30 protein-coding genes, 1 tRNA gene and 1 pseudogene are annotated in these 24,401 nt (G+C 57.6%); 24 read left to right on the forward strand and 8 right to left on the reverse strand.

All coding sequences use genetic code 11. The features are described 5' to 3' along the window. The first annotated feature begins 73 nt into the window (after positions 1 to 73). The gene (locus I9H07_RS09345; protein ID WP_024647814.1) at positions 74 to 262 is read left to right on the forward strand and encodes a hypothetical protein; all 189 of its coding nucleotides are present in this window, start codon (positions 74 to 76) and stop codon (positions 260 to 262) included. 37 nt (positions 263 to 299) lie between these two features. Here I9H07_RS09345 and I9H07_RS09350 read toward each other — a convergent pair whose 3' ends face one another. Next, a complete protein-coding gene (locus I9H07_RS09350; RefSeq protein WP_024672167.1) occupies positions 300 to 692 on the reverse strand; it encodes a Fe2+/Zn2+ uptake regulation protein in 393 nt (130 codons plus the stop codon). A 233-nt stretch (positions 693 to 925) separates the two neighbouring features. Then, complete coding sequence (locus I9H07_RS09355) at positions 926 to 1,954, reverse strand: FecR family protein (protein WP_236425327.1); 1,029 nt, start codon at positions 1,952 to 1,954, stop codon at positions 926 to 928. A gap of 206 nt (positions 1,955 to 2,160) precedes the next feature. Here I9H07_RS09355 and I9H07_RS09360 point away from each other — a divergent pair, with 206 nt between their 5' ends. The 4 genes from I9H07_RS09360 (at position 2,161) to map (ending at position 4,618) form a co-directional block, all read left to right on the forward strand. Further along, on the forward strand, positions 2,161 to 3,192 hold the full coding sequence (locus tag I9H07_RS09360) for an Ldh family oxidoreductase (RefSeq protein ID WP_236425328.1): 1,032 nt from the start codon (positions 2,161 to 2,163) through the stop codon (positions 3,190 to 3,192). A gap of 101 nt (positions 3,193 to 3,293) precedes the next feature. After that, complete coding sequence (locus tag I9H07_RS09365) at positions 3,294 to 3,491, forward strand: hypothetical protein (RefSeq protein WP_236425329.1); 198 nt, start codon at positions 3,294 to 3,296, stop codon at positions 3,489 to 3,491. Positions 3,492 to 3,581: 90 nt separating this feature from the next. Then, positions 3,582 to 3,830 (forward strand): ParD-like family protein, encoded by a 249-nt coding sequence (locus tag I9H07_RS09370; protein ID WP_236425330.1) that lies wholly within the window; start codon positions 3,582 to 3,584, stop codon positions 3,828 to 3,830. Beyond that, positions 3,827 to 4,618, forward strand: a complete 792-nt coding sequence (gene map / locus I9H07_RS09375) for a type I methionyl aminopeptidase (RefSeq protein WP_024672162.1) — start codon at positions 3,827 to 3,829, stop codon at positions 4,616 to 4,618. Before I9H07_RS09370 ends, map begins: the two co-directional genes overlap by 4 nt. Before the next feature lie 74 nt (positions 4,619 to 4,692). On the opposite strand, the pseudogene I9H07_RS09380 reads toward map, so the two are convergent. The 3 genes and pseudogenes from I9H07_RS09380 to I9H07_RS09390 all read right to left on the reverse strand — a co-directional run. Next, positions 4,693 to 4,920, reverse strand: a pseudogene (locus tag I9H07_RS09380) (DUF6555 family protein); the annotation flags it as partial. 289 nt (positions 4,921 to 5,209) lie between these two features. Then, a complete protein-coding gene (locus I9H07_RS09385; RefSeq protein ID WP_024672160.1) occupies positions 5,210 to 5,914 on the reverse strand; it encodes an endonuclease in 705 nt (234 codons plus the stop codon). Between the two features lie 4 nt (positions 5,915 to 5,918). Further along, positions 5,919 to 6,170 (reverse strand): DUF1654 domain-containing protein, encoded by a 252-nt coding sequence (locus I9H07_RS09390; protein WP_080394479.1) that lies wholly within the window; start codon positions 6,168 to 6,170, stop codon positions 5,919 to 5,921. A gap of 134 nt (positions 6,171 to 6,304) precedes the next feature. On the opposite strand from I9H07_RS09390, the gene I9H07_RS09395 reads away from it, so the two are divergent. The 8 genes from I9H07_RS09395 (at position 6,305) to I9H07_RS09430 (ending at position 13,852) form a co-directional block, all read left to right on the forward strand. Continuing rightward, entirely contained in the window at positions 6,305 to 6,529 is a 225-nt protein-coding gene (locus I9H07_RS09395; protein WP_058823751.1) for a YgdI/YgdR family lipoprotein, read from the forward strand. A gap of 386 nt (positions 6,530 to 6,915) precedes the next feature. Next, complete coding sequence (locus I9H07_RS09400) at positions 6,916 to 7,836, forward strand: sugar ABC transporter substrate-binding protein (RefSeq protein ID WP_419148780.1); 921 nt, start codon at positions 6,916 to 6,918, stop codon at positions 7,834 to 7,836. A gap of 54 nt (positions 7,837 to 7,890) precedes the next feature. Then, the gene (locus I9H07_RS09405; protein WP_236425331.1) at positions 7,891 to 9,444 is read left to right on the forward strand and encodes a sugar ABC transporter ATP-binding protein; all 1,554 of its coding nucleotides are present in this window, start codon (positions 7,891 to 7,893) and stop codon (positions 9,442 to 9,444) included. Then, the gene (locus I9H07_RS09410; RefSeq protein WP_024672155.1) at positions 9,441 to 10,433 is read left to right on the forward strand and encodes an ABC transporter permease; all 993 of its coding nucleotides are present in this window, start codon (positions 9,441 to 9,443) and stop codon (positions 10,431 to 10,433) included. Before I9H07_RS09405 ends, I9H07_RS09410 begins: the two co-directional genes overlap by 4 nt. 1 nt (position 10,434) lies before the next feature. After that, complete coding sequence (locus tag I9H07_RS09415; RefSeq protein WP_024672154.1) at positions 10,435 to 11,451, forward strand: LacI family DNA-binding transcriptional regulator; 1,017 nt, start codon at positions 10,435 to 10,437, stop codon at positions 11,449 to 11,451. 30 nt (positions 11,452 to 11,481) lie between these two features. Beyond that, a complete protein-coding gene (rbsK, locus tag I9H07_RS09420) occupies positions 11,482 to 12,402 on the forward strand; it encodes a ribokinase (protein WP_024672153.1) in 921 nt (306 codons plus the stop codon). Continuing rightward, positions 12,399 to 12,803: a D-ribose pyranase gene (gene rbsD / locus I9H07_RS09425; RefSeq protein WP_024672152.1), complete on the forward strand. Its 405-nt coding sequence runs from the start codon at positions 12,399 to 12,401 to the stop codon at positions 12,801 to 12,803. The genes rbsK and rbsD overlap by 4 nt, the downstream gene beginning before the upstream one ends. A gap of 23 nt (positions 12,804 to 12,826) precedes the next feature. Further along, complete coding sequence (locus I9H07_RS09430; RefSeq protein WP_024672151.1) at positions 12,827 to 13,852, forward strand: nucleoside hydrolase; 1,026 nt, start codon at positions 12,827 to 12,829, stop codon at positions 13,850 to 13,852. A 37-nt stretch (positions 13,853 to 13,889) separates the two neighbouring features. Here the strand turns inward: I9H07_RS09430 and I9H07_RS09435 are convergent, their stop codons facing one another. Beyond that, entirely contained in the window at positions 13,890 to 14,084 is a 195-nt protein-coding gene (locus I9H07_RS09435; RefSeq protein WP_024647796.1) for a hypothetical protein, read from the reverse strand. 304 nt (positions 14,085 to 14,388) lie between these two features. Between I9H07_RS09435 and I9H07_RS09440 the strand changes: the two genes are divergently transcribed. Further along, positions 14,389 to 14,727 (forward strand): I78 family peptidase inhibitor, encoded by a 339-nt coding sequence (locus tag I9H07_RS09440; protein WP_024672150.1) that lies wholly within the window; start codon positions 14,389 to 14,391, stop codon positions 14,725 to 14,727. 67 nt (positions 14,728 to 14,794) lie between these two features. On the opposite strand, the gene I9H07_RS09445 is transcribed toward I9H07_RS09440, so the two are convergent. Next, positions 14,795 to 15,007 (reverse strand): cold-shock protein, encoded by a 213-nt coding sequence (locus I9H07_RS09445; RefSeq protein ID WP_003315566.1) that lies wholly within the window; start codon positions 15,005 to 15,007, stop codon positions 14,795 to 14,797. 295 nt (positions 15,008 to 15,302) lie between these two features. Next, positions 15,303 to 15,608 carry a hypothetical protein gene (locus I9H07_RS09450; protein WP_058823745.1) on the reverse strand — a complete coding sequence of 102 codons (306 nt, stop codon included), beginning with the start codon at positions 15,606 to 15,608 and terminating at the stop codon, positions 15,303 to 15,305. A 358-nt stretch (positions 15,609 to 15,966) separates the two neighbouring features. Here I9H07_RS09450 and thrS point away from each other — a divergent pair, with 358 nt between their 5' ends. From thrS to I9H07_RS09505, 10 genes are all read left to right on the forward strand, one after another. Then, positions 15,967 to 17,889, forward strand: a complete 1,923-nt coding sequence (thrS, locus tag I9H07_RS09455) for a threonine--tRNA ligase (RefSeq protein WP_236427099.1) — start codon at positions 15,967 to 15,969, stop codon at positions 17,887 to 17,889. After that, on the forward strand, positions 17,889 to 18,440 hold the full coding sequence (infC, locus tag I9H07_RS09460; protein ID WP_170846037.1) for a translation initiation factor IF-3: 552 nt from the start codon (positions 17,889 to 17,891) through the stop codon (positions 18,438 to 18,440). Before thrS ends, infC begins: the two co-directional genes overlap by 1 nt. Before the next feature lie 60 nt (positions 18,441 to 18,500). Continuing rightward, entirely contained in the window at positions 18,501 to 18,695 is a 195-nt protein-coding gene (gene rpmI / locus I9H07_RS09465; protein ID WP_002553160.1) for a 50S ribosomal protein L35, read from the forward strand. A 29-nt stretch (positions 18,696 to 18,724) separates the two neighbouring features. Beyond that, the gene (gene rplT / locus I9H07_RS09470; protein ID WP_002553161.1) at positions 18,725 to 19,081 is read left to right on the forward strand and encodes a 50S ribosomal protein L20; all 357 of its coding nucleotides are present in this window, start codon (positions 18,725 to 18,727) and stop codon (positions 19,079 to 19,081) included. A 104-nt stretch (positions 19,082 to 19,185) separates the two neighbouring features. Next, positions 19,186 to 20,202 carry a phenylalanine--tRNA ligase subunit alpha gene (gene pheS / locus I9H07_RS09475; RefSeq protein ID WP_003367019.1) on the forward strand — a complete coding sequence of 339 codons (1,017 nt, stop codon included), beginning with the start codon at positions 19,186 to 19,188 and terminating at the stop codon, positions 20,200 to 20,202. Between the two features lie 28 nt (positions 20,203 to 20,230). After that, complete coding sequence (gene pheT, locus I9H07_RS09480) at positions 20,231 to 22,609, forward strand: phenylalanine--tRNA ligase subunit beta (protein WP_236424786.1); 2,379 nt, start codon at positions 20,231 to 20,233, stop codon at positions 22,607 to 22,609. A gap of 3 nt (positions 22,610 to 22,612) precedes the next feature. Continuing rightward, positions 22,613 to 22,915, forward strand: coding sequence for an integration host factor subunit alpha (ihfA, locus tag I9H07_RS09485; protein ID WP_002553164.1), 303 nt, complete (start codon positions 22,613 to 22,615; stop codon positions 22,913 to 22,915). After that, complete coding sequence (locus I9H07_RS09490) at positions 22,896 to 23,252, forward strand: MerR family transcriptional regulator (RefSeq protein WP_024647791.1); 357 nt, start codon at positions 22,896 to 22,898, stop codon at positions 23,250 to 23,252. Before ihfA ends, I9H07_RS09490 begins: the two co-directional genes overlap by 20 nt. A gap of 87 nt (positions 23,253 to 23,339) precedes the next feature. Further along, positions 23,340 to 23,416 (forward strand) — tRNA-Pro (locus I9H07_RS09495). 583 nt (positions 23,417 to 23,999) lie between these two features. Further along, the gene (locus I9H07_RS09505; protein ID WP_419148763.1) at positions 24,000 to 24,260 is read left to right on the forward strand and encodes a hypothetical protein; all 261 of its coding nucleotides are present in this window, start codon (positions 24,000 to 24,002) and stop codon (positions 24,258 to 24,260) included. The last annotated feature ends 141 nt before the right edge of the window (positions 24,261 to 24,401 follow it).

Here is a 24,401-nt window from a genome sequence, read left to right on the forward strand (position 1 = left end):
GCTGCGCATCGGCGTAGGATATGCGCGCATTGAGGCAGCGCCATTGCCCGTTCATGAGCATTCAGGAAACGTTATGACCAACAAGCAGCGTTTGATTTACTCGGTTCTGATCGCCGTCGGCGTACTGGCGATTATGCTGGGCTTGTCGCACTTGCAGAACAGCGGTGCCATTACCGAAAAGACCTTTCAGTACATCGCCATCAGTGTGGCTGTGCTGGTCGTGATCCTGAACGGGATCATGCGCCGCAAGGTCAAGCGCTGAGCGACGCTCGAACGTCGCTCGACAGCGATTGACGGCCTTACCGGGCGAGTTCCTTGCCGGCTTCGCCAAGCCATTGAGCTGCGCGAGGGTGCAGGCTGTAGGTCTTGTCGTCATTGAGATGAATTACGCCTTCGTCGCACAGGCGCTTGAGTACTTCGCGCACGCTCAGAAACGACAGCGGCACGTCCAGCCTGAGCAATTGACTGTGAACGCCGCGCACGCCCAGCGGCTGGCCTCCCTCGCTGGAGACCAGAAGCGCGTCCAGCACCTTGAGCCTGACCAGGCTGGTGCGCAAGCCAAAACTCTTGAGCAGCAAGCGGATGTGCTCGTTGCCGGGCCGCTCGGTTTCGGCAACAGGCGCCGGTGCCTGCGCTGCCAGCGCTGTCTGCCGCAGCAGGGTGCGAGTCGTAACTCCTTGGCGATTGAACATCACAGCTCCTTTTCAGGCTTTCCAAACAAATCGTGCGTTTTCAACACTCTCATTTACTAAGACGAACGAGCCGGGCAAAACCTCAGTTCTGAATGAAAAAAAATGCGCGACCCGCCGTTCACAGGCTCGCCGCGAAGTGTGTGGGGTTCAGGGTAGATGAAGATCTGCGCAGGGGTAGGCGACTCATCCGGTTGCGCGCGGATGTAGAAAATCGCGCTGTCTTGTCCTGACGGTCAGCCTTTCGGTGTGTCGGACACTCGGCGGTTGAGTACTGGATTGCCGTTTTGATTCTGGGTGACATACACCGGCAGCACCTTGGGCAGCGAGGCCAGCAGGTTCGACAGATCACCGGTGTTGTAGCTGCCACCAATGCGCATGGCGCCGGTGGCGGTGTCGGCAAGCAGAATCGGCGTTGGCAGGTAACGATTGATCAACGGCAGCGCCTGGCTGAGCGGCAAATCATTGAAGATCAGCTTGCCATTGCGCCACGCCAGGCTGGCATCCTGTGCGTCGGTCTGGCTGATCAGCGGGGCGTCGTCTCCCGCTTTGTAGCTGGCTTGCGTTCCCGGGTCCAGACGATGGCTGGAGGTGTGATGCACACGGTCGCTGTTGACCTGAACCGAGCCTTCGACCAGCGTTACGCGCACCTGATCCTGATACATCCACACATTGAAGCGTGTTCCCGTCACCTTGATGCTGCCCTGACCGGCATCGACCACGAACGGGTGCGCGCTGTCGTGGCTGACTTCAAAGAATGCTTCGCCGTTATTCAGCGTGACGCTGCGTCGATCGCGGTAATTGGCGTAGGTCAGCTCGGTGCCCAGATTCAGCTCAGCCCGGCTGCCGTCGGCCAGGACCACAAGGCGCGTGGCGTTGCCGGCGCTATAGGACTCGTAGGTGTTCGGCAGCCAGCCCTGATTCCAGCCTATGTAAGCGGCGACCGGTACAGCCATCGGAACCACGGCAGCCGCCGCTGCAAGCGGTGCCCAGCGGCGCTTGCGCCGTGGCACGATCGGGCGCGCCTGCGCCGACTCTATGGCAGCTGAAGGCGCAGGATGCAGAGGTTCGATCTGCCCGGTAATGTCCCAGACCTCCGCCATCGCCCGATACTCGACCGCATGCAGAGGGTGTGCTGTCAGCCACTGATCGAAGGCCTTTCGCTCCGCGTCCGTGCAGTCGTCAGCGTGCAGCCGCATGCACCAATGCGCGGCGGCATCGGTGATCGAATCGCGTTCTGCCTTGCTGAAGAGAGGGTCGCTCATAGGCGCTCCGGCCATTACCGTTGGCGCATTCTACCCCCGTAACTCGCGCAGAGAGAACATTTGCAGGGTGTTGCCGGACAATGCGTGGTGTATTTCCTCGTGAATGTAAGCGCCTCTCATTGATGCCGGAGTAGTCCCTCAGGCGTGGGAGCGCTACTCTCGGGGTTCACCATTTTTTGCCTTACTGTTTTTAAAGGGAGCTTCAGATGCCTGACGTTCATGTTGACCAGCCGACCCGTAGCGTCTCGTATCAGCAATTGACAGCGCTGTTGCGGCAGATATTTCTGGCCCACGGCACGTCGCCCGGGGTCGCGGGTGTACTGGCTGAAAATTGCGCCAGTGCGCAGCGGGATGGTTCGCACAGCCATGGCATCTTTCGCATTCCGGGCTACCTGTCCTCACTGGCCAGCGGCTGGGTGGATGGCAAGGCCGTGCCCGTTGTCGAGGATGTGGGTGCCGCGTTCGTCAGGGTCGATGCGCGCAACGGTTTCGCCCAGCCTGCGTTGGCGGCTGCCAGACCGTTGCTTGTCGACAAGGCACGCAGTGCGGGAATCGCCATTCTGGCCATCCGCAGCTCTCATCATTTCGCGGCGTTATGGCCCGACGTCGAACCGTTTGCAGAGCAGGGTCTGGTCGCCCTGAGCATGGTCAACAGCATGACGTGCGTCGTGCCGCACGGTGCACGTCGACCGCTGTTCGGCACCAACCCGATCGCGTTCGCCGCACCGCGAGCGGGTGGCGAGCCGATCGTCTTCGATCTGGCCACCAGCGCCATTGCCCATGGCGACGTGCAGATAGCTGCCCGTGAAGGACGATCGCTGCCTGGGGGCATGGGCGTTGATGACAACGGACAGCCGACTGAAGACCCGCGCGCCATTCTGGATGGCGGCGCGTTACTGCCATTTGGCGGGCATAAAGGGTCTGCGTTGTCGATGATGGTTGAACTGCTGGCGGCAGGGCTGACCGGTGGCAACTTCTCGTTCGGGTTCGACTGGTCGAAACATCCCGGCGCGCAGACCCCGTGGACAGGCCAGCTGGTGATTGTCATCGATCCCGACAAAGGCAGTGGTCAGCATTTCGCGCAGCGTAGCGAAGAGCTGGTACGACAGCTTCATGGGGCAGGCCAGGAACGTCTGCCGGGTGAGCGACGCTATGTCGAGCGTGCGCGCTCCATGGCGCACGGTATCACTGTCGCTCAGGCGGATTTCGAGCGCTTGCAGGTGCTGGCAGAGAAATGAGCCATTTACACATTCGCTGACCATTCGTCGCTACCGGTCTTGTGCACAGACACGGATATAAATACTGTATGCATGAACAGTAAAAACGAATGAGGTCTGTCATGTCCCTTAAGTCAGCGCAAAGCCCGGTTGCTCAACACCCTCGCACGCTCTCTACCGTCAACGAGATGCAGCGTGAGGATTTTCTCAGGATGGCGGCTGCACTGCGTCAGTTCAATGCCGATCAGCCGGATGTCTCCATGGTCATCGCGGCAGCCCGCTCGGGTGGTGAGTTTCGGCAGGCAAATGCAATGGAGTAAGACATGGGCTATCGGTCCCCCTGCAAAATCTCGTATTGATTGCGAGTATATGAAACGTATATGCTTCATATATTCCGATTGAGGTGAATAATGGGCCTGGTAAAGATTTCCGAAAATATGCACGCCAACCTGCGCTCTGCCAGTGTTGCGCTGAGTCGATCCATCAATGCTCAGGCCGAACACTGGATGCGCATCGGCATGCTTGCCGAACTGCACCCGGCGCTGGATTACAGCGAGATCTGTCAGATGCTGATCCGTATCGAGAGCTCGGGCGATACCGTGCTGGCGGCGCAAACCTTCAACGTTTCAGAGTTCGCGCTCTCCAAGGCGGCCTCATGAGCAGTGCTATCGGTCTCAAGACCGAACAGGACCTTGTGCAGTTGCGCATTGCCGGCCGACTCGCCGCAGATGTATTGGCAATGATCACGCCCTACGTCAAGGCTGGCGTCAGCACCGAAGCGCTGGATGACATATGTAACGAGTACATCGTCAAGGAACTGAAAGTGATCCCGGCCAATGTCGGCTATCACGGTTTCACCAAAACCACCTGCATTTCACCCAATGCGGTGGTCTGTCACGGGATTCCTTCGGCCACCGATATTTTGAAGGACGGTGATATCGTCAACATCGACGTCGCGGTGATCAAGGATGGCTGGTATGGGGATACCAGCCGCATGTATCTGGTCGGTGAGGTCAGTCCTCTGGCCAGGCGTCTGGTCGATACCACTTACGAGGCGACCCGCGCCGGTATTCATGCGGTGCGGCCAGGCGCCACGCTGGGCGACATCGGCCATGCTATCCAGAGCGTTGCCCACCGTGAAGGTTTCAGTGTGGTACGCGAATATTGCGGGCATGGTATCGGGCGCAAGTACCACGAAGAACCTCAGGTTCTTCATTACGGCACCCAAGGCAAAGGTCTGCGGCTGAAAGAAGGCATGGTGTTTACCATCGAACCCATGATCAATGCCGGCAAGGCGGGCACCAAAACCCTTCCGGACGGCTGGACGGTGCTGACCAGTGACCTTTCATTGTCGGCCCAGTGGGAACATATGGTTGCCGTTACTTCTACCGGTTTCGAATTGTTGACGCCGTGGCCTGATGGCACGGGCGACTACCCGGCCATCTAGCCGGCTTCACGCTTTGCAGGCGTGAAAATGGCCTCTCCGAGAGGCCATTTTTCTGTTTGTGCAAAACCTGCCTGCAGTGAGCGTCGCTTCCAGTGTACGTCTGTCACGCCAACGCCCTGTGCCTTCAGGATGGCTTCTCGGATCGGACCTCCAGACACTCCGCCGCTAAAGGCTACTACTCCCGCATGCAGCGTCGCGCAATGCAGTGCGTCGCTTTGGCACAGGCTGGGCGTCTGATGCAGAAAGACATGCGACTTCCCCTCGAACCGGTAATGAATTTCAAATTCCACTTGATGAATCATCATGGTCTGCCTGAGAGGCGTGCAACATAGCGCCACCCTGAAATGAGTACAGCGGGGTACTGGAGCGGTCCGGGGATGAAACCCTGGGCCGCTCTGTCATTTTGAGATCGATACAGACATCACCACGTTACGGTCTTGATCGTACTGCTGTTTTAGCAGAGTAGCGCCATAATCAGCCGCATCTGGATCCAATAATCAGCTCTCCGATGAGTGGCTGAACAGTGCACGCGGATGCGTTAGCGGATGCTTCGGCAACTATCCGAATGAAGGCTTTGCGCTTGCAATCGATTCATCTTGTGCACAGCTTCAAATCGACCGGTCCTACGAACTCGTTGCCATGCCCCATCACGCAAGCCACTCGCTGATTGCGCTGGAGCTCCCACGCCTGTGTCGGGTAGGTCTTGTCCCAGGCTTGATAGAGTTGTTGATCCTGACGAGACAATCGCAGGTTGTAGTGCTTGCTCATGTAGAAGTAAGTCCGGGCAATCATGCCGCGAATCGACGGGCGAGGCATGACCTTCCTGGCCTTGAAATCCACCTGCGTCAGGCACGAGCCGTACTGGCCTCTGTGCTCGGGAACCCAGCCATAACTGAAGTTGCTGCGGTCTCCGTTGACCTCACCGATGCTCGGCACCAGGTTGTGCAGGTCGGCTTCGGCACGCTTGTAGACAGCATCGCTTTTCGTGCAGTTCTTGCGGCCGCCGTTCTGCCAGCATTGACGCAGATGGCCGATCTGCCAGGCAGGTACGATGTGCTCCCATTCGATGCGGCTGGCGCGTTTGGCATTCTTGCGTGGAACGTAGCCGCAACCGGCCAGATCGACCTTTTTGCCGGTGTATTTGCAGCCGCAGTAGAACTCGGTGGATTGCGGCGCATACAGGCCCCAGGCGACTTTCTTGGCTTCACTGAACGTGCGCGGGGCGTCGGCCTGTGCGGCGAATGAAGCGGTGATGAGCAGGGTGGTGCAGAGCAGGGCAGAAAATCTAAACATCATGCCGTCAGTCTTCCTTCGGCAACGTCCAGAATATTTGCACGCCACCGTCGTCGCGCCAGGCGAGGGTGACATTATCGTTCTCGGCTATCTCTTCAAGCAGTTGCGCCCAGTCATCCTCGGACTCGTCAGGCTGCCGAAAAAGCAAGGCAGCCCTGGACTTCTGCGCAGTAGGCGAGTTGATGATCTTCTGCACCCGAATGCCCATGCGCTCATAAGGGCCGGGAGTGGAGGAGGTCGCTACGGTTTGTTTTGCCACGGAAAAATTCCCAGAGTTCGCTGTACGGGCATACAGTATTTCAGAGTGGGATCTTTCGCAACATCTATGTAGGAAAAACGCCTGAAGTGGCACACTATCCTGTCTGACAAAAACTGATGCTTCTGGAGTCGCGCATGAATATCAAGTCACTGACTTTCCCGATGCTGGCTGCTGCCGTCGTGCTGTTGGCAGGCTGCTCCACGCCCACCGTCGTTACCCTGCAGGACGGTACGCAGTACATTACCAAGGACATGCCCAAGACCAAAACGCGTGATGGTTTCTACGAGTTCGAAGATGTGTCGGGCAAGACCATCAAGATCAAGGCCGACGAAGTGGCCACGGTCAAGCCTGAGGATTGATCGAACGTTCAGATCCAGTTGACTGCTGATTATCGAGCCCCCGTAAGGCCCAGCAACCCACGCGGAGCGCGAGGAACAAGAGGTGCTCGGGAGAGCACTTCTCGTTCCTATGGCGGGGCGAGAGCGATCGCGGTCTTAGCCGCGTTTTTTGACTCATCGGGACAGGTGTACAGCGATGAGCGCAATGTATGGCGCGAGAATCAGGCCACCATAATTCTCATTGGACGGATTGACAAACCCTACAGCTTTTTCCATAGTTCGTTCCTCGCAAACGTTTGCGCGTCGATGCTCAGCATCGACCCTGCGTCGTTCGCCCGAACAATAATCACAAGATCGGAGATGAACTCATGAAGCTGCCATTTGCTGGACGCCTTCTCGCTGTCGCCATGTTTGCTGCCGTTACGGCAGTCATGCCCCTCTCTGCTGCATTTGCCCAGACCCCTGAAAAACCCAAGGTCGCGCTGGTCATGAAATCACTGGCCAACGAATTCTTCCTGACCATGGAAGATGGCGCCAAGGCCTACCAGAAAGAGCACGCCAACGAATTCGACCTGATCTCCAACGGGATCAAGGACGAGTCCGATACCTCGGCGCAGATTCGTATCGTCGAGCAGATGATCGTGTCCAAAGTCGATGCGCTGGTGATTGCACCTGCCGACTCCAAGGCGCTGGTGCCAGTGCTCAAAAAAGCCACCGACGCCGGGATCAAGGTCGTCAACATCGATAACCAGCTCGACCCCGATGTGCTGAAAAGCAAAAACCTGCAAATCCCCTTCGTCGGTCCTGACAACCGCAAGGGTGCCGAGCTGGTAGGCGACTATCTGGCCAAGAAACTTACCGCTGGCGACGAAGTGGGCATCATTGAAGGCGTGTCGACGACCACCAATGCTCAGCAACGTACCGCCGGGTTCAAGGACGCCATGGACAAGGCGAAAATGAAAGTCGTGTCCACGCAGTCCGGTAACTGGGAAATCGACAAAGGCAATGCTGTTGCCTCGGCAATGCTCAATGAATACCCGAACCTGAAAGCGTTGCTGGCAGGCAACGACAGCATGGCGCTGGGTGCAGTCTCCGCTGTACGTGCGGCAGGCAAGGCTGGCAAGGTCATGGTCGTGGGTTACGACAACATCAATGCGATCAAGCCGATGCTCAAGGATGGCCGGATTCTGGCCACGGCTGACCAGTACGCAGCCAAGCAGGCGGTATTCGGCATTGAAGCGGCGCTGAAAGCGGTCAAGGGTGAAAAGGTTGATACCAACGAAAAAGGCGTGATCGAAACGCCGGTAGAGCTCGTTACCCAACCTTGATCCACGCTGAGTGAAAAGCGCCCGTCCGCAGAGGGCGGGCGCTGGGAGAAATGTATGTCAGCGTCTGTTCAGACAGCTGTTCTTTCGGTCAGTGGCATCGGCAAAACCTACGCTCAACCGGTGCTTGGCGATATCGACCTGACGTTGATGCGCGGCGAAGTGCTGGCCCTGACCGGGGAAAACGGTGCTGGTAAAAGCACCTTGTCGAAAATCATCGGCGGGCTGGTAACGCCCACCACCGGACACATGGAATTTCAAGGCCAGCCTTATCAGCCTGCCAGTCGCACGCAGGCGGAAAAACTCGGCATTCGCATGGTTATGCAGGAGCTGAACCTGCTGCCGACGCTGACTGTTGCCGAAAACCTGTTTCTTGACAATTTGCCGCGTCGCGCTGGCTGGATCGACCGCAAGCGCCTGCGTGAAAACGCGATCAAGGCCATGGCTCAGGTGGGTCTGGACGCCATCGATCCCGACACGCTGGTCGGTGAACTGGGTATCGGCCATCAGCAGATGGTCGAAATCGCTCGCAATCTGGTCGGCGACTGCCACGTGCTGATCCTCGACGAACCCACCGCCATGCTGACCTCGCGCGAGGTTGAAATGCTGTTCGAGCAGATCACGCGCTTGCAGGCGCGTGGCGTTTCGATCATTTACATCTCTCACCGGCTTGAAGAAATTGCCCGGGTTTCCCAGCGCATCGCCGTGCTGCGCGATGGCAAGCTGGTGTGCGTCGAGCCGATTTCCCGTTACAGCAGCGAGCAACTGGTGACCCTCATGGTTGGCCGGGAGCTGGGCGAGCATATGGACATGGGGGCTCGCCAGATCGGTGAAGTGGCGCTGTCCGTCAAAGGTCTCAGCCGCGCAGGCAAGGTCGAGGATGTTTCGTTCGAGGTGCGACGTGGCGAGATTTTCGGTATTTCCGGGCTGATCGGTGCCGGGCGAACCGAGTTGTTACGCCTGATCTACGGTGCTGACATTGCCGACAGCGGCGTCATCGAAGTAGGCCAGCCGCTGCAAGCAGTCACCGTCCGGTCGCCGGCCGACGCGGTGGAGCATGGCATTGCCCTGATCACCGAAGACCGCAAGAGCGAAGGGTTGCTGATGTCGCAATCGATCAGCGCCAACATCGCGCTGGGCAACATGCATTCCATCGCGAAGGCAGGTGTGGTCAATGCTGACCTGGAGCTGAAACTGGCCGAGCGGCAAGTGGCGGCCATGCGCATCCGCAGCTCGAGTCCGACCCAACTGGTGTCCGAGCTGTCAGGCGGCAATCAACAGAAGGTCGTGATCGGCCGCTGGCTGGAGCGTGACTGCCCTGTGATGCTGTTCGATGAACCGACCCGAGGCATCGACGTCGGCGCCAAATTCGATATCTATGCACTGCTGGCCGAATTGACCCGCCAGGGCAGGGCATTGGTGGTGGTTTCCAGCGATCTTCGCGAATTGATGTTGATCTGTGACCGGATCGGCGTGCTGTCTGCCGGGCGCCTGATCGACACCTTCGAGCGCGATAGCTGGACTCAGGATCAATTGCTTGCCGCTGCCTTCGCCGGTTATCAAAAACGTGACGCGCTGCTCAATGATGCAGCGCCCAGGAACGACTCATGAAAAATACGCCTTCCCCGACGCTGACGGTGCCTGTTCGTCGCAGCGCCAACTATTTTGGCCTTGGTACCTATATTGGGCTGGCAGGTGCATTGCTGGTCATGATTGTGCTGTTTTCATTGCTCAGCGATCACTTCCTGTCGTATCAGACCTTCAGCATGCTGGCCAACCAGATCCCCGATCTGATGGTGTTGTCTGTCGGCATGACGCTGATTCTCATCATTGGCGGCATTGACCTGTCGGTGGGCTCGGTACTGGCGCTGGCGGCTTCGGCGGTCAGCGTAGCGATTCTCGGTTGGGGCTGGAGCGTGTTTCCGGCCGCGCTGCTGGGCATTGCCTGTGCAACGCTGGCCGGCACGATTACCGGCTCCATCACCGTGGCCTGGCGTATTCCATCGTTTATCGTCTCTCTTGGCGTGCTGGAGATGGCCCGAGGCGCGGCCTACCAGATGACCAACTCACGTACCGCCTACATCGGCGATTCGTTTGCCTGGCTGTCCGACCCGATCGCGTTCGGTATCTCGCCATCCTTCATCATCGCGCTGCTGGTGATTTTCATCGCTCAGGCGGTCCTCACCCGCACGGTATTCGGTCGTTACCTGATCGGCATCGGCACTAACGAAGAGGCGGTACGACTGGCGGGTATCAACCCCAAGCCGTACAAAATTCTGGTGTTTTCGCTGATGGGCATGCTGGCCGGTGTGGCGGCGCTGTTTCAGATCTCGCGTCTGGAAGCTGCCGATCCGAATGCCGGTGCCGGTCTGGAGTTGCAGGTCATTGCCGCCGTCGTGATTGGCGGCACCAGCCTGATGGGCGGGCGCGGTTCGATCATCAGCACCTTTTTCGGCGTGTTGATCATCTCGGTACTTGCTGCGGGTCTGGCGCAGATCGGGGCGACCGAGCCCACCAAGCGCATCATCACTGGCGCAGTCATCGTGATCGCTGTGGTGCTGGATACCTACCGCAGCCAGCGGGCACGGCGCCAGGGTTGATATGGCAACCATCAAGGACGTAGCGGCACTTGCGGGGATTTCCTACACCACGGTTTCCCACGTGCTGAACAAGACCCGGCCGGTCAGCGAACCGGTCAGGCTCAAGGTCGAAGCAGCCATTGCGCAGCTGGATTACGTGCCCAGTGCGGTTGCGCGGTCGCTCAAGGCCAAGACCACTTCGACCATTGGCTTGTTGATTCCCAATGGCATGAACCCTTACTTCGCCGAACTGGCCAGAGGTATAGAGGATTACTGTGAGCGCAACGGCTTCTGCGTAATCCTCTGCAACTCCGATGACAACCCGGAGAAGCAGCGTGGCTATCTGCGTGTCTTGCTGGAAAAGCGCGTAGACGGTCTGATTGTCTCTTCAGTGGGTGGCGATGCCGGTATCGCAGGCGGCCTCGCCGAAGTGCGCACGCCGCTGGTGATCGTTGACCGCGAGCTGGACGGCATTGAGGCCGATACGATTCGTATCGACCACGAGCAGGGTGCCTGGCTGGCAACCCGGCATTTGCTGGAGTTGGGGCATCGACACATTGCCTGCATCGGCGGGCCACTCAAAAGTACGGTGGCTGAAATGCGCCTGGCGGGCTATCGGCGCGCCATGCACGAGGCTTCTGTCGAGGTCAGCGGCGAATGGGCGCTGCACAGTGAGTTCACCAGTTCTGCGGGCTATGAGGCGGCGTGCCAGCTTCTGGCAAAGAATCCGCCGAGCGCAATTTTTGCCGGCAATGATGTCATTGCCATCGGTGTGCTGCGTGCCGCTGCCGAACGCTCGATTCGCGTGCCGCAGGACCTGTCGGTCATCGGTTTCGATGACATCCAGATGAGTCGCTACGTCTACCCGGCGTTGACCACGGTGGGGCAATCGATCATGCAACTGGGCGAAAACGCCGCTGAAATGCTGTTGAGCCGAATCGCCACACCTCATGCAGTTCCTGTCGAGAAAAGACTCGTGACGCCTTGCGTCGTGGTGCGCGAGTCCACGGCAGCGCCGAACACTTTGTCCAACGAATGACGCGCACGCACAGCAACGGATTAATGAGCCATGCAAGCAAAAATAGTGATAGTGGGCAGTCTGAACATGGATCTGGTCATCCGCGCCCAGCGTTTACCGCGCCCCGGTGAAACGCTCAGCGGAGAAACCTTCTCTACCGTGCCTGGCGGCAAAGGCGCCAATCAGGCAGTAGCGGCAGCGCGTCTGGGTGCCAGCGTGGCGATGATCGGCTGCGTAGGGGCTGATTCCTATGGCGAGCAACTGCGTGATGCACTGCTGGCCGAGCGCATCGATTGTCAGGCGGTGACCCTGGTCGAGGGCGTGGCCACCGGAATCGCTTCAATCGTGGTCGACGCCAACAGTCAGAACGCGATTGTCATCGTTGCCGGTGGCAATGGCCGGCTTGATGCCAGCTTGATCGACCGTTTCGATGCGCTGCTGGCTGGCTCAGAGATCGTCATCTGCCAGTTGGAAGTGCCGACCGAAACGGTTTTTCACACTCTTGCTCGCGCCCATGCGCTGGGCAAGACCGTCATCCTCAATCCAGCCCCGGCCAGTGAGCCGTTGCCTGCGAACTGGTATGGCCTGATCGATTACCTGATTCCCAACGAGAGCGAGGCGCAGACCCTCACCGGTATCAGCGTCGACTCGTCGGCCTCGGCTGAAAAAGCGGCGGCTGCCATGCTGGCGGCCGGAGCGCGCAACGTCATCATCACGCTGGGCGAGCGCGGAACCCTGTTCGCCAATGCCGCTGGCGTGGAGCATATTCCCGCGCGTCGTGTACAAGCCGTGGACACCACTGCCGCAGGTGATACCTTTGTCGGCGGTTTTGCGGCGGCGCTTGCTGCAGGGCAGGGCGAGTCCGAGGCGATTCGCTTCGGTCAGGCCGCGGCGGCCATCTCCGTCACCCGCGCCGGAGCCCAGCCGTCGATCCCGACGTTCGAGGAAGTAAAGGAATTCAAATCGTTATGAAAAAAACACCGCTACTCAATATCGCTCTGTCCCGCGTGATCGCTTCGCTGGGGCATGGTGACATCCTGATGATCGTCGATGCGGGGATGCCGGTGCCTGCCGGGGTCGAACTGATCGACCTGGCGTTGACCCGTGGTGTGCCGGATTTCGTCAGTGTGCTGGATGTCGTGCTGAGCGAGATGCAAGTGGAAAGCCACGTACTGGCCAGCGAGATGGCTCAGGTCAAGCCACCGGCCTTGCAGGTTATCGAGAGCCTGAATCTCGACGATCAGCTTGGCCAGCAGCGCTGGATCAGCCATGAGGATCTCAAGGTCTTGAGCCGTCAGGCCAAGGCGATCATCCGGACCGGAGAGTGCCAGCCTTACAGCAACGTGGCGCTGGTGTCAGGGGTCGTGTTCTAGCTCGTTAAAAAAGGGAGTTTCATATGACATTGATACAGTTTTCCAGACAACTCATTCGCGGAGCGCTGCTCTTGTCCATTCTCGGCACTGCCGCCGTTCAGGCGGCCGAAAAGCGTGACCTGATCATCGATACTGACCCGGGCGCAGACGATGTCGTCGCTCTGCTGCTGGCCCTGGCTTCACCCGAAGAACTGAACGTGATGGCGATCACTACCGTGGCCGGTAACGTGCGTCTGGACAAAACCTCGCGCAACGCCCGACTGGCGCGCGAATGGGCGGGTCGTGAAGAAGTGCCGGTATATGCCGGTGCGCCCAAGCCACTGGTGCGCACGCCGATTTACGCCGAAAACGTTCACGGTCAGGAAGGCCTGCCGGGTGTGCCTATACATGAGCCCGCCAAAGGTCTGGCCGAAGGCAATGCGGTGGACTACCTGATTCGCACGCTGAGCAAGGCCAAGCCGCACAGCATTACCATCGCCATGCTCGGTCCACAGACCAACCTGGCATTGGCGCTGGTACAGGCCCCGGAAATCACTCAGGGCATCAAGGAAGTGGTGGTCATGGGCGGCGCGCATTTCAACGGCGGTAATATCACGCCGGTCGCCGAGTTCAACCTGTTCGCTGACCCGCATGCCGCGCAGATCGTGCTGGCCAGTGGCGTGAAGCTGACCTACGTGCCGCTGGACGTCACCCACAAGATCCTCACCAGTGAACAGCGCCTCAAGCAGATCGCTGCCTTGAACAACAACGCCGGCAAGCTGGTGGACGGGATTCTCAATGAGTACGTCAAGCTGGACATGGAGCATTACGGCTTGCCCGGTGGCCCGGTGCATGACGCCAGCGTCATAGCCTGGCTGCTAAAGCCAGAGCTGTTCAGTGGTCGGCAGATCAATGTCACGGTCGATACCCGCGAAGGTATCGGTTTCGGTCAGACAGTCGCTGACTGGTACGGCACCCTCAAGCAACCACAGAATGTATTCTGGGTTGAAAATGGCGACGCGCAGGGATTCTTCGATCTGCTGACCGAGCGTCTGGCGCGCTTGAAGTAAATACGTAACGCTTTGAAAGGCGTTTTGATGAAACGCATCAGGCGGGCAGCTTGGCTGGCGTATACCGGCTGAGCACTTGGCTGATGAAGGTGCGGGCGCCGTCGGTGCCCAGCTCCTTGATCAGCAGATCAACTGCAATGATCATCAATTCCTCCGGATTTGACGGGCTGTGCGAGCAATGGCCTTGAGGCCATTTGGCCTTGATGTCTGCTTCAATAGCGATGGCTGTCATGTCTGTCTCCAGTGAAAGGTCACGCATGACGCCATTGACTTCCCGGCACTCGCGTCACGGTCAGTAAACCATCCTCCAAGGCGTTTGACACTTCTACTTACGCATCACGTCGATGAGCGTTTTCAATCACGTCCCCGGATAAATGTTTTGTGACGATTTACCCGCACACCCCAGGCTTTCCCAAGGCAGACTCTCGCGCCTGACAGATCAACGGGTTACAGGCGCTTGTTGTTGCTGGTTTGCAACAAACGCGTTTCGACGCGGTCGGACCAGGTCTGGAATATTTATTGGCACAGGAGGGTGTATGCCCCTGAAGTTCGCAACATTGGGTTTTGTGGTCATGACTTCGCTGTTGGCAGGGTGCAGTAGTACTGCTTCCGATTCGAGCGCTGAGGCGGCACCTGCCAAAGCCGATGCGCCCGCCAGCAGCGCCATACCCGGTCGCTGCGATGCAGCGCTCGCCCAGTTCGCAATCGGCAAGCCTGCCTCCATCGAGCTCTTGCAGCAAGTGCGCACACGTACTGGCTCGCAAGACGCGCGCATCCTCGGGCCCGACGATATGGTCACGCTTGAGTACCGCTCCGAGCGGGTGAACGTCAACACCGACGCTTCCGGAAAAGTCGCGCGCATCAACTGCGGTTGAGGCAGTGCTTTTGTCTCGCGCATAAAAAAACCCCGTCAGTGACGGGGTTTTTTTTACATCAGGTGAATCAGGCCACCTGAACTTCTTCTGCTTGCATGCCTTTCTGGCCTTTAGCAGCAACAAAAGTAACGGTCTGGCCTTCTTTCAGGCTTTTGAAACCGTCGCTCTGGATTGCTTTGAAGTGTACGAACAGGTCGTCACCGCCACCTTGTGGAGTGATAAAGCCGAAGCCTTTTTCATCGTTGAACCATTTTACGGTGCCGGTTTGGCGATTAGACATGGTGTATCTCCAGAAACATAATTTTCAGTAACGTGCTGCTCAGGCCAACTGGGCACACCGGCCTATCATAGTCGAAATGCACAAAAAGACAGCTACTAAGGTGATCTCTTTAAGCAAAGGTCGACTATATGCAGGGCGTCATACGCTAAAAGTGGCTAAATGATGCCTCTGGCCAAGCGACTTTCGTTCGTTCTCAGGAGCGCTGAAAGCCACGTTTAATGAGGCTTTCAGGCGTTTCTTGGGGTGTTCCCGCCGAGGCTTCGGGTAAGCGCTTCAGCCCCGCCAAAAAAATTGATTATTTTGCCTTGGCGCAGTTTTCAGCGACCAGTTTCTGCAGTTTTTGGGTCAATTCGGGGGCAGGCGCAGTGCTGGTGTTGCTCAGGGACGCGATTTCTTTCTGCGTGAATTTCTCGTTCACTACCCTGGCGCCGCAATCGCAATGAGCCGCAGCGGTTTTAGCATCGAGGTTCTGTTGCTTTGCAGCAGCGATACACTCTCGCGTGAACGTGTCTTGTGCAGGTTTGTCCATGGCGGCCTGGGCACCCCAAGGGGCCAGAACGGCGGCGCAGGCGAGGAGGGCGGACAGACTGAGAGGCTTCATGGTGTTCTCCTTTTACGGGCTTTTTCTGAAAAGAAACGTACAGGGTCTCGACTGGTTCAGACGTCCACAAGACTTGCCAGTTCAGATGGCATGTTATTTGGCTCGATTTGCGTCGATGTACGTCCCGTGGCGGCTCAGCTGTGCTAGGATGCGCGTCCTGTTATTTTCAAGTGTCCCCATGGCTGATGGCTTTTGGTGCGACGCAGGCAGATTTTCGTACACTCCAGTCATCTGGTTCGGTTCAAGGTTGGCCGTCAGGCTCCTGCCACTGTGAGGCAGGCATACCACCGGATCACGTACTGGCTCATCCCAACCCACGTGACCTTTGGTAGGGGTCACCACTAGGAGAGGAGGCGCCATGCCAACTATTACTCTTCCCGACGGCAGTCAACGTTCATTCGATCACGCGGTTTCCGTAGCCGATGTCGCGCTTTCAATCGGTGCCGGTCTGGCCAAGGCCACCGTCGCCGGTAAAGTCAACGGCAAGCTCGTCGACGCCTGCGACCTGATCGAAAACGATGCCAGCCTGCAGATCATCACCCCCAAGGATCAGGAAGGACTGGAAATCATCCGTCACTCTTGCGCCCACCTGGTAGGGCACGCGGTCAAGCAGCTGTATCCGACTGCAAAGATGGTCATCGGCCCGGTGATCGACGACGGCTTCTATTACGATATCGCCTACGAGCGCCCGTTCACGCCTGATGACATGGCGGCGATCGAGCAGCGCATGCAGCAGCTGATCGAAAAAGATTATGACGTCATCAAGAAAGTCACCCCGCGCGCCGAAGTGATCGAGGTGTTCAGCGCCCGTCACGAAGACTACAAGCTGCGTCTGGTCGAAGACATGCCGAACGAGCAGGCCATGGGCCTGTATTATCACGAAGAATACGTCGACATGTGCCGTGGCCCGCACGTGCCGAACACGCGTTTTCTGAAATCCTTCAAGCTGACCAAGCTGTCGGGTGCCTACTGGCGCGGCGATGCCAAGAACGAGCAATTGCAGCGCGTTTATGGCACCGCCTGGGCAGACAAGAAACAACTGGCTGCCTACATCCTGCGGATTGAAGAAGCCGAAAAACGCGACCATCGCAAGATCGGCAAGCGTCTCGGCCTGTTCCACACCCAGGAAGAAGCGCCGGGCATGGTGTTCTGGCACCCGCAGGGCTGGACCCTGTACCAGGTGCTTGAGCAGTACATGCGCAAAGTGCAGCGTGAAAACGGCTACCTTGAGATCAAGACCCCGCAAGTGGTCGATCGCTCGCTCTGGGAGAAATCCGGGCACTGGGCCAACTACGCTGAAAACATGTTCACCACGCAGTCCGAAAGCCGCGACTACGCCATCAAGCCGATGAATTGCCCGTGCCACGTGCAGGTGTTCAACCAGGGCCTGAAGAGCTACCGCGAGCTGCCGATGCGTCTGGCCGAGTTCGGTGCCTGCCACCGTAACGAGCCGTCGGGTGCGTTGCACGGCATCATGCGCGTACGGGGTTTCACGCAGGATGACGCGCATATCTTCTGTACCGAAGATCAGATGCAGGCCGAGTCTGCCGCATTCATCAAGCTGACGCTGGATGTCTATGCCGATTTCGGTTTCAAGGATATCGAACTCAAATTGTCCACTCGCCCTGAAAAGCGTGTAGGCTCCGACGAGATTTGGGATCGTGCCGAATCGGCGCTGGCCTCCGCACTCGACAGCGCAGGTCTGCCTTATGATCTGCAGCCGGGTGAAGGCGCGTTCTACGGTCCGAAAATCGAGTTTTCCCTCAAGGACTGTCTCGGCCGGGTATGGCAGTGCGGCACCTTGCAGCTGGACTTCAATCTGCCGATCCGTCTGAGTGCCGAGTACGTTTCGGAAGACAACAGTCGCAAGAATCCGGTCATGTTGCACCGTGCGATTCTTGGATCCTTCGAGCGTTTCATCGGGATTCTGATCGAGCATTACGAAGGTGCATTTCCAGCCTGGCTGGCGCCGACTCAGGCAGTGATCATGAATATCACTGACAAACAGGCCGATTTTGCCCTTGAAGTGGAAAAAACTCTGGCTGAAAGCGGGTTTCGTGCCAAGTCCGACTTGAGAAATGAAAAGATCGGCTTTAAAATCCGTGAGCATACTTTGCTCAAGGTTCCTTATCTCCTCGTGATTGGAGATCGGGAAGTTGAAATGCAAACTGTCGCTGTGCGTACACGTGAAGGCGCTGACCTTGGCTCGATGCCGGTCGCCCAGTTCGCTGAATTCCTCGCACAAGCGGTTTCCCGGCGTGGTCGCCAAGATACGGAGTAATTATTATTAAGCGTGAAATGAGACAAGATAAACGAGCTGCACCCAAGGCCCCGATCAATGAGAATATCTCGGCCCGCGAGGTTCGTTTAATTGGCGCTGACGGCGAGCAGATTGGCATCGTCTCGATTGATGAAGCGCTTCGTATAGCCGAAGAGGCCAAGCTGGATCTGGTAGAGATTTCTGCCGACGCAGTCCCTCCGGTCTGCCGTGTGATGGATTACGGCAAATCGATCTTCGAGAAGAAGAAACAGGTTGCTGCAGCGAAGAAAAACCAGAAGCAGATCCAGGTTAAAGAAATCAAGTTTCGTCCAGGGACGGAGGAAGGGGATTACCAGGTAAAACTACGCAACCTGGTACGTTTCCTGAGTGACGGGGACAGGGCCAAGGTATCGTTGAGATTCCGCGGTCGTGAGATGGCCCACCAGGAGCTGGGTATGGAATTGTTGAAGCGGGTTGAAGGTGACCTTCTTGAATACGGTTCCGTCGAACAGCATCCTAAGATGGAAGGACGCCAGCTGATCATGGTCATCGCCCCGAAAAAGAAGAAATAACCACCAGGGCACGGCAGGCCTTGCGGTTATATTTATCAACTGAATGCGGAGTATCCGAACATGCCAAAGATGAAGACTAAAAGCGGTGCAGCTAAGCGGTTTTTGAAAACCGCCAACGGCATCAAGCACAAACACGCTTTCAAGAGCCACATCCTGACCAAAATGTCGACAAAGCGTAAGCGTCAACTGCGCGGTAGCAGCTTGCTGCATCCGTCTGACGTGGCAAAAGTCGAGCGCATGCTGCGCCTTCGTTAATTTTGATCAAGATATAGAGGAAGTAACTCATGGCTCGTGTAAAGCGTGGCGTCATTGCCCGTAAGCGTCACAAAAAAATTCTGAAACTTGCAAAAGGCTACTACGGCGCGCGTTCACGCGTATTCCGTGTCGCCAAGCAAGCGGTAATCAAGGCAGGCCAATACGCCTACCGTGACCGTCGTCAGAAAAAACGTCAGTTCCGCGCTCTGTGGATCGCTCGTATCAACGCTGGTGCTCGTGTTAACGGTCTGTCCTACAGCCGTTTCATTGCTGGCCTGAAAAAGGCGTCCATCGAGATCGACCGTAAGGTTCTGGCTGATCTGGCAGTGAACGAAAAAGCGGCGTTTGCTGCGATTGTCGAGAAAGCTAAAGCCACTTTGGCCTAAGTCCCCGACAATCACTGGCCCCGGTTTTCCGGGGTTGGTGTTAAACGTCATAAATAGGGGAAGAGCCTTCAGCTCTTCCCCTATTTTGTATCTGGAGTCTGTACATGGAAAACCTGGACGCGCTGGTCTCTCAAGCTCTTGAGGCTGTGCAAAGCGCCGAAGATATCAATGCCCTGGAGCAAATCCGGGTTCACTACCTCGGCAAGAAAGGCGAGTTGACTCAGGTGATGAAGACCCTGGGGAACCTGCCGGCTGAAGAGCGTCCGCAAGTCGGTGCGCTGATCAACGTTGCCAAGGAGCGTGTCACAGAAGTCCTCAATGCACGCAAGGCGTCGTTTGAACAGGCAGAACTGACTGCCAGGCTCGCCGCTGAATGCATCGACGTGACCCTGCCGGGCCGTGGCCAGACCTCTGGTGGTCTGCACCCGATCACCCGCACTCTGGAACGTATCGAGCAGTTCTTCACGCACATTGGCTACGGCATCGCCGAAGGCCCGGAAGTCGAAGACGACTACCACAATTTCGAGGCGCTCAACATCCCGGGCCACCATCCGGCCCGGTCGATGCATGACACCTTCTACTTCAATGCGAACATGCTGTTGCGCACCCATACCTCGCCGGTACAGGTCCGCACCATGGAATCGCAGCAGCCGCCGATCCGCATCGTCTGCCCAGGCCGTGTGTACCGCAGCGACTCCGATATCACCCACTCGCCGATGTTCCACCAGATCGAAGGTCTGCTGGTCGACCGCGACATCAACTTTGCCGACCTGAAGGGCACCATCGAAGAATTCCTGCGGGTGTTTTTCGAGAAGGAACTGGCCGTGCGCTTCCGTCCTTCGTATTTCCCGTTCACCGAGCCTTCGGCCGAAGTGGATATGGAATGCGTGATGTGCAGTGGCAAGGGCTGCCGCGTCTGCAAGCAGACCGGCTGGCTGGAAGTCATGGGCTGCGGCATGGTTCACCCGAACGTGCTGCGCATGTCCGGCATCGATCCTGAAGAGTTTCAGGGCTTCGCGTTCGGCATGGGCGTAGAGCGTCTGGCCATGCTGCGTTACGGCGTCAATGATTTGCGCCTGTTCTTCGACAACGATTTGCGGTTCCTCGCGCAATTTCGCTAAGTCGTAACGAACCTTTCAGGAGAGCAGGATGAAATTCAGTGAACAATGGCTGCGCGGCTGGGTAAGCCCGCAGGTTTCCCGCGACGAGCTGGTTGCTCGTCTGTCGATGGCCGGTCTTGAGGTTGACAGCGTGACGCTGGCCGCCGGCGTTTTCACCGGGGTCGTGGTGGGCGAGGTGCTGAGCACCGAGCAGCACCCTGATGCCGACAAGCTTCGCGTGTGCCAGGTCAGCAACGGCAGCGAAACCTTTCAGGTCGTGTGCGGCGCGCCAAACGTGCGCCCCGGTCTGAAAATTCCGTTCGCCATGATCGGCGCCGAGCTGCCTGGCGACTTCAAGATCAAGAAAGCCAAGCTGCGCGGCGTAGAGTCCAACGGCATGCTGTGTTCCGCTGCCGAATTGCAGGCAGGTGAAGGCAACGATGGCCTGATGGAGCTGGCCGCCGATGCGCCGGTCGGTCAGGACATTCGTGTCTATCTGGGCCTGGATGACGCCAGCATTGAAGTCGACCTGACCCCCAACCGTGGCGATTGCCTGTCGGTGGCCGGTCTGGCTCGTGAAGTCGGCGCGCTGTATGCCGCCCAAGTCACACGCCCGCAGGTTGCAGCGGTCAGCGCCGTACACGACGAAGTGCGTCCGGTTGAAGTACTGGCTCCTGCCGCGTGCCCGCGTTATCTGGGCCGCGTGATTCGCAATGTCGACCTGTCGCGTCCAGCTCCGTTTTGGATGGTCGAGCGTCTGCGCCGTTCCGACGTGCGCAGCATCGATGCCGCTGTGGACATCACCAACTACGTAATGCTGGAGCTGGGTCAGCCTCTGCACGCATTCGATCTGGCCGAAATAAATGGCGGGATACGGGTGCGCATGGCCGAGGAGGGCGAGAAGCTCGTCCTGCTCGACGGTCAGGAAGTCAGCCTGCGTGCCGACACACTGGTCATTGCCGACCACCAGCGCGCGCTGGCCATCGCTGGCATCATGGGCGGCGAACACAGCGGCGTAACCGCCGCGACCCGCGATATCTTCCTGGAGAGCGCGTTCTTCGACACCATATCGGTGGCAGGCAAGGCGCGTTCCTACGGCCTGCACACCGATGCCTCGCATCGTTACGAGCGTGGCGTCGACTGGCAGCTGGCCCGTGAAGCCATGGAGCGAGCCACTGGCCTGCTGCTGGAAATCACCGGTGGCGAAGCCGGTCCGGTGATCGAAGTGGTCAGCGAACAGCACCTGCCTTCGATTGCGCCGGTTACGCTGCGCGCCAGCCGCGTCGAGCAAATGCTCGGTCTGGTCATCGAAAACGCTGAAATCGAGCGTCTGCTCACCGGTCTTGGTCTGACAGTCTCTGCCGAAACAGACGGCCAATGGCGCGTCGACGTGCCAAGTCATCGTTTCGACATCAGCCTTGAAGTCGACCTGATCGAAGAGCTGGCGCGTCTGTACGGCTACAACCGCCTGCCGGTTCGTTACCCGCAAGCGCGTCTGGCTCCACAGGCCAAGGCCGAAGCCAAAGGCGATCTGCCGGAGCTGCGCCGCCTGCTGGTTGCGCGTGGTTACCAGGAAGCGATCACCTATAGCTTCATCGATCCGAAGTGGTTCGAACTATTCACGCCGGGCGTTAAACCGCTGTTGCTGGCCAATCCGATTTCCAACGATATGGCCGCCATGCGCGCCTCTTTGTGGCCCGGCCTGGTCAAGGCCTTGCAGCACAACCTCAATCGTCAGCAGGATCGCGTACGCATGTTCGAAAGCGGTCTGCGCTTCGTCGGTCAGCTCGATGGCCTGAAGCAAGAGCCGATGCTGGCTGGCGTAGTGTGTGGCAGTCGCTTGCCGGAAGGCTGGGCACAAGGCCGCGATGCCGTCGACTTCTTCGACGTCAAAGCCGATGTCGAAGCGGTTCTGGGTTTTGCCGGTGCGCTGGGTGAATTCACGTTCACGCCGGGTCAGCATCCAGCCTTGCACCCTGGCCAGACCGCTCGCATTGAACGCGATGGTCGTGAAGTCGGTTTCCTGGGTGCCATCCATCCTGAATTGTCGAAAACACTGGGGCTGGATCGTCCGGTGTTCGTGTTCGAACTGGTTCTGGGTGAAGTCGCCAAAGGTCGCCTGCCGAAATTCCACGAGCTGTCGCGCTTCCCTGAAGTGCGCCGCGACCTGGCACTTCTGGCGGATCGTGATGTTTCGGCCAGTGCCGTTCTGGACGTAATTCGTGAAAATGCAGGCGAGTGGCTCACAGACCTCAGGTTATTTGATGTTTACCAGGGTAAAGGCATTGATCCACATAGAAAAAGCCTTGCAGTCGGCTTGACCTGGCAGCATCCATCGCGCACTCTTAATGACGATGAGGTAAACGCAACGACACTTGCTATCCTCACCTCGCTTGAGGAGAGGTTAAACGCCACGTTAAGGAAGTAGCGTATGGGGGCTCTGACGAAAGCTGAGATGGCCGAACGTCTGTACGAAGAGCTGGGCCTGAATAAACGGGAAGCCAAGGAACTGGTTGAACTGTTTTTTGAGGAAATCAGGCACGCTCTGGAAGATAACGAGCAGGTGAAATTGTCAGGTTTTGGCAACTTTGACCTTCGAGACAAGCGCCAGCGGCCTGGGAGAAATCCCAAGACCGGTGAAGAGATTCCGATTACGGCGCGCCGTGTGGTCACCTTTCGTCCAGGGCAGAAGTTGAAGGCCCGAGTTGAGGCATATGCTGGAACCAAGTCATAACGACGAGCTGCCGCCGATCCCCGGCAAACGCTACTTCACCATCGGTGAGGTCAGCGAGCTCTGCGCGGTAAAACCGCACGTTCTGCGTTATTGGGAGCAGGAGTTTCCTCAACTCAACCCCGTCAAGCGACGCGGAAACCGCCGGTATTATCAGCGCCTCGACGTGCTGATGATCCGTCAGATCCGCGGTCTGCTATACGATCAGGGCTTCACCATCGGCGGAGCCCGCCTGCGTCTCACCGCCGGCGAACCGAAAGACGATACCCAGCAGTACAAGCAGATGATCCGGCAGATGATTGCCGAACTGGAAGACGTACTGGTCATGCTCAAGGCGTAATCGAGCGAGCGGATACTTCCATAATTCAAATGCTTAGGGTATATTTCTCAACGTTTTCGCAGGTTGCAAAACAGATACACGCCTAGTCGGGGCGTAGCGCAGTCCGGTAGCGCACTAGCATGGGGTGCTAGGGGTCGAGTGTTCGAATCACTCCGTCCCGACCATATTTTGTAGAGGGGATCAGGCACTTACGGTGCTGGTCCCCTTTTTCATTTCCGGCGTGCGCAAAACCCGCGCAAACTCATTCGAAAACCGGCTGATACCGAGGTCCGGAATGACTTCTGACCAGAGAGTTTCGACGCGGTCTTTCGAGTAGCGTTTCGTCATATCCTGCTCGCATGAGCAGCGATCTTTTGCCCGTCCTTTCCGGCTTTCTTGCACAGGTGCAGTGACAGCGCCTGCACTTCTTCAAAGCTCGGCATAGACTTCGGAAGAATCCATTTTCGTCGCGAATGACGTGCGTTGGCTGCACGAATACGAACTTTTGTTCAGGTATGACTTCGTCCTTACATTGGTGGCTGACATTCAAGTTGATTGATGCAGGTTGGAGATGGGCGATGCAGCGCCGAAAGGATTGGAGCGAAAGAATCATACTTATCATCTAACTAAGTGAAATTTTATTAATGATTCGCACGATAGGTCCACTGTCACAAAATAGGTACATTGTCTGGGTGGCAGTTCGACTGCTATTCAGTTTAAAACGAGAATCTTTACTCCCCCAGCTCTTAGCCGTGTAGAGGAAGTGCCATGAATACAACTACAAAGAAATCCGCGCTGAAAGCGCTCGTCGTGACAGCTGTCGCGGTGATCAGCCTTCAGGGCATGGCGTATGCAGCGGCTTCCAAGCCGTCCGCACCTGTCGCGAAAGGTCAATACGGGCTTGTTCAGGACGCAGGCAAGACTATCTCCAAGGACTCGAAATCAGCGCCAATGCAGGTAGCTATCCGCATTCCAAACCACACAAATTTCAATGATCCATGCCGTAGCGACCCAACCTCATGCGGCTAATGCTGCCGCAATTAAAACAGCTGCCGCAAATAAGATTCGCGGCAGCACGTTTGCAGAAATATACTTCCCCACTACAGGCCACTGCCTGATTGCGAAGTTTGTTAAGAATAGTCCTACTGCACTTCAATTCATTGCTCATGA

The organism is Pseudomonas syringae (assembly GCF_023278085.1).
Lineage (GTDB): Bacteria > Pseudomonadota > Gammaproteobacteria > Pseudomonadales > Pseudomonadaceae > Aquipseudomonas > Aquipseudomonas syringae_Q.

Bases quoted from the DNA above. Each gene is read 5' to 3' on its own strand.
- I9H07_RS09345 (WP_024647814.1), top strand. From the start codon at position 74: ATGACCAACAAGCAGCGTTTGATTTACTCGGTTCTGATCGCCGTCGGC.
- I9H07_RS09350 (WP_024672167.1), bottom strand. From the start codon at position 692: ATGTTCAATCGCCAAGGAGTTACGACTCGCACCCTGCTGCGGCAGACA.
- I9H07_RS09355 (WP_236425327.1), bottom strand. From the start codon at position 1,954: ATGAGCGACCCTCTCTTCAGCAAGGCAGAACGCGATTCGATCACCGAT.
- I9H07_RS09360 (WP_236425328.1), top strand. From the start codon at position 2,161: ATGCCTGACGTTCATGTTGACCAGCCGACCCGTAGCGTCTCGTATCAG.
- I9H07_RS09365 (WP_236425329.1), top strand. From the start codon at position 3,294: ATGTCCCTTAAGTCAGCGCAAAGCCCGGTTGCTCAACACCCTCGCACG.
- I9H07_RS09370 (WP_236425330.1), top strand. From the start codon at position 3,582: ATGGGCCTGGTAAAGATTTCCGAAAATATGCACGCCAACCTGCGCTCT.
- map (WP_024672162.1), top strand. From the start codon at position 3,827: ATGAGCAGTGCTATCGGTCTCAAGACCGAACAGGACCTTGTGCAGTTG.
- I9H07_RS09385 (WP_024672160.1), bottom strand. From the start codon at position 5,914: ATGATGTTTAGATTTTCTGCCCTGCTCTGCACCACCCTGCTCATCACC.
- I9H07_RS09395 (WP_058823751.1), top strand. From the start codon at position 6,305: ATGAATATCAAGTCACTGACTTTCCCGATGCTGGCTGCTGCCGTCGTG.
- I9H07_RS09400 (WP_419148780.1), top strand. From the start codon at position 6,916: ATGTTTGCTGCCGTTACGGCAGTCATGCCCCTCTCTGCTGCATTTGCC.
- I9H07_RS09405 (WP_236425331.1), top strand. From the start codon at position 7,891: ATGTCAGCGTCTGTTCAGACAGCTGTTCTTTCGGTCAGTGGCATCGGC.
- I9H07_RS09410 (WP_024672155.1), top strand. From the start codon at position 9,441: ATGAAAAATACGCCTTCCCCGACGCTGACGGTGCCTGTTCGTCGCAGC.
- I9H07_RS09415 (WP_024672154.1), top strand. From the start codon at position 10,435: ATGGCAACCATCAAGGACGTAGCGGCACTTGCGGGGATTTCCTACACC.
- rbsK (WP_024672153.1), top strand. From the start codon at position 11,482: ATGCAAGCAAAAATAGTGATAGTGGGCAGTCTGAACATGGATCTGGTC.
- rbsD (WP_024672152.1), top strand. From the start codon at position 12,399: ATGAAAAAAACACCGCTACTCAATATCGCTCTGTCCCGCGTGATCGCT.
- I9H07_RS09430 (WP_024672151.1), top strand. From the start codon at position 12,827: ATGACATTGATACAGTTTTCCAGACAACTCATTCGCGGAGCGCTGCTC.
- I9H07_RS09435 (WP_024647796.1), bottom strand. From the start codon at position 14,084: ATGACAGCCATCGCTATTGAAGCAGACATCAAGGCCAAATGGCCTCAA.
- I9H07_RS09440 (WP_024672150.1), top strand. From the start codon at position 14,389: ATGCCCCTGAAGTTCGCAACATTGGGTTTTGTGGTCATGACTTCGCTG.
- I9H07_RS09445 (WP_003315566.1), bottom strand. From the start codon at position 15,007: ATGTCTAATCGCCAAACCGGCACCGTAAAATGGTTCAACGATGAAAAA.
- I9H07_RS09450 (WP_058823745.1), bottom strand. From the start codon at position 15,608: ATGAAGCCTCTCAGTCTGTCCGCCCTCCTCGCCTGCGCCGCCGTTCTG.
- thrS (WP_236427099.1), top strand. From the start codon at position 15,967: ATGCCAACTATTACTCTTCCCGACGGCAGTCAACGTTCATTCGATCAC.
- rpmI (WP_002553160.1), top strand. From the start codon at position 18,501: ATGCCAAAGATGAAGACTAAAAGCGGTGCAGCTAAGCGGTTTTTGAAA.
- rplT (WP_002553161.1), top strand. From the start codon at position 18,725: ATGGCTCGTGTAAAGCGTGGCGTCATTGCCCGTAAGCGTCACAAAAAA.
- pheS (WP_003367019.1), top strand. From the start codon at position 19,186: ATGGAAAACCTGGACGCGCTGGTCTCTCAAGCTCTTGAGGCTGTGCAA.
- pheT (WP_236424786.1), top strand. From the start codon at position 20,231: ATGAAATTCAGTGAACAATGGCTGCGCGGCTGGGTAAGCCCGCAGGTT.
- ihfA (WP_002553164.1), top strand. From the start codon at position 22,613: ATGGGGGCTCTGACGAAAGCTGAGATGGCCGAACGTCTGTACGAAGAG.
- I9H07_RS09490 (WP_024647791.1), top strand. From the start codon at position 22,896: ATGCTGGAACCAAGTCATAACGACGAGCTGCCGCCGATCCCCGGCAAA.
- I9H07_RS09505 (WP_419148763.1), top strand. From the start codon at position 24,000: ATGAATACAACTACAAAGAAATCCGCGCTGAAAGCGCTCGTCGTGACA.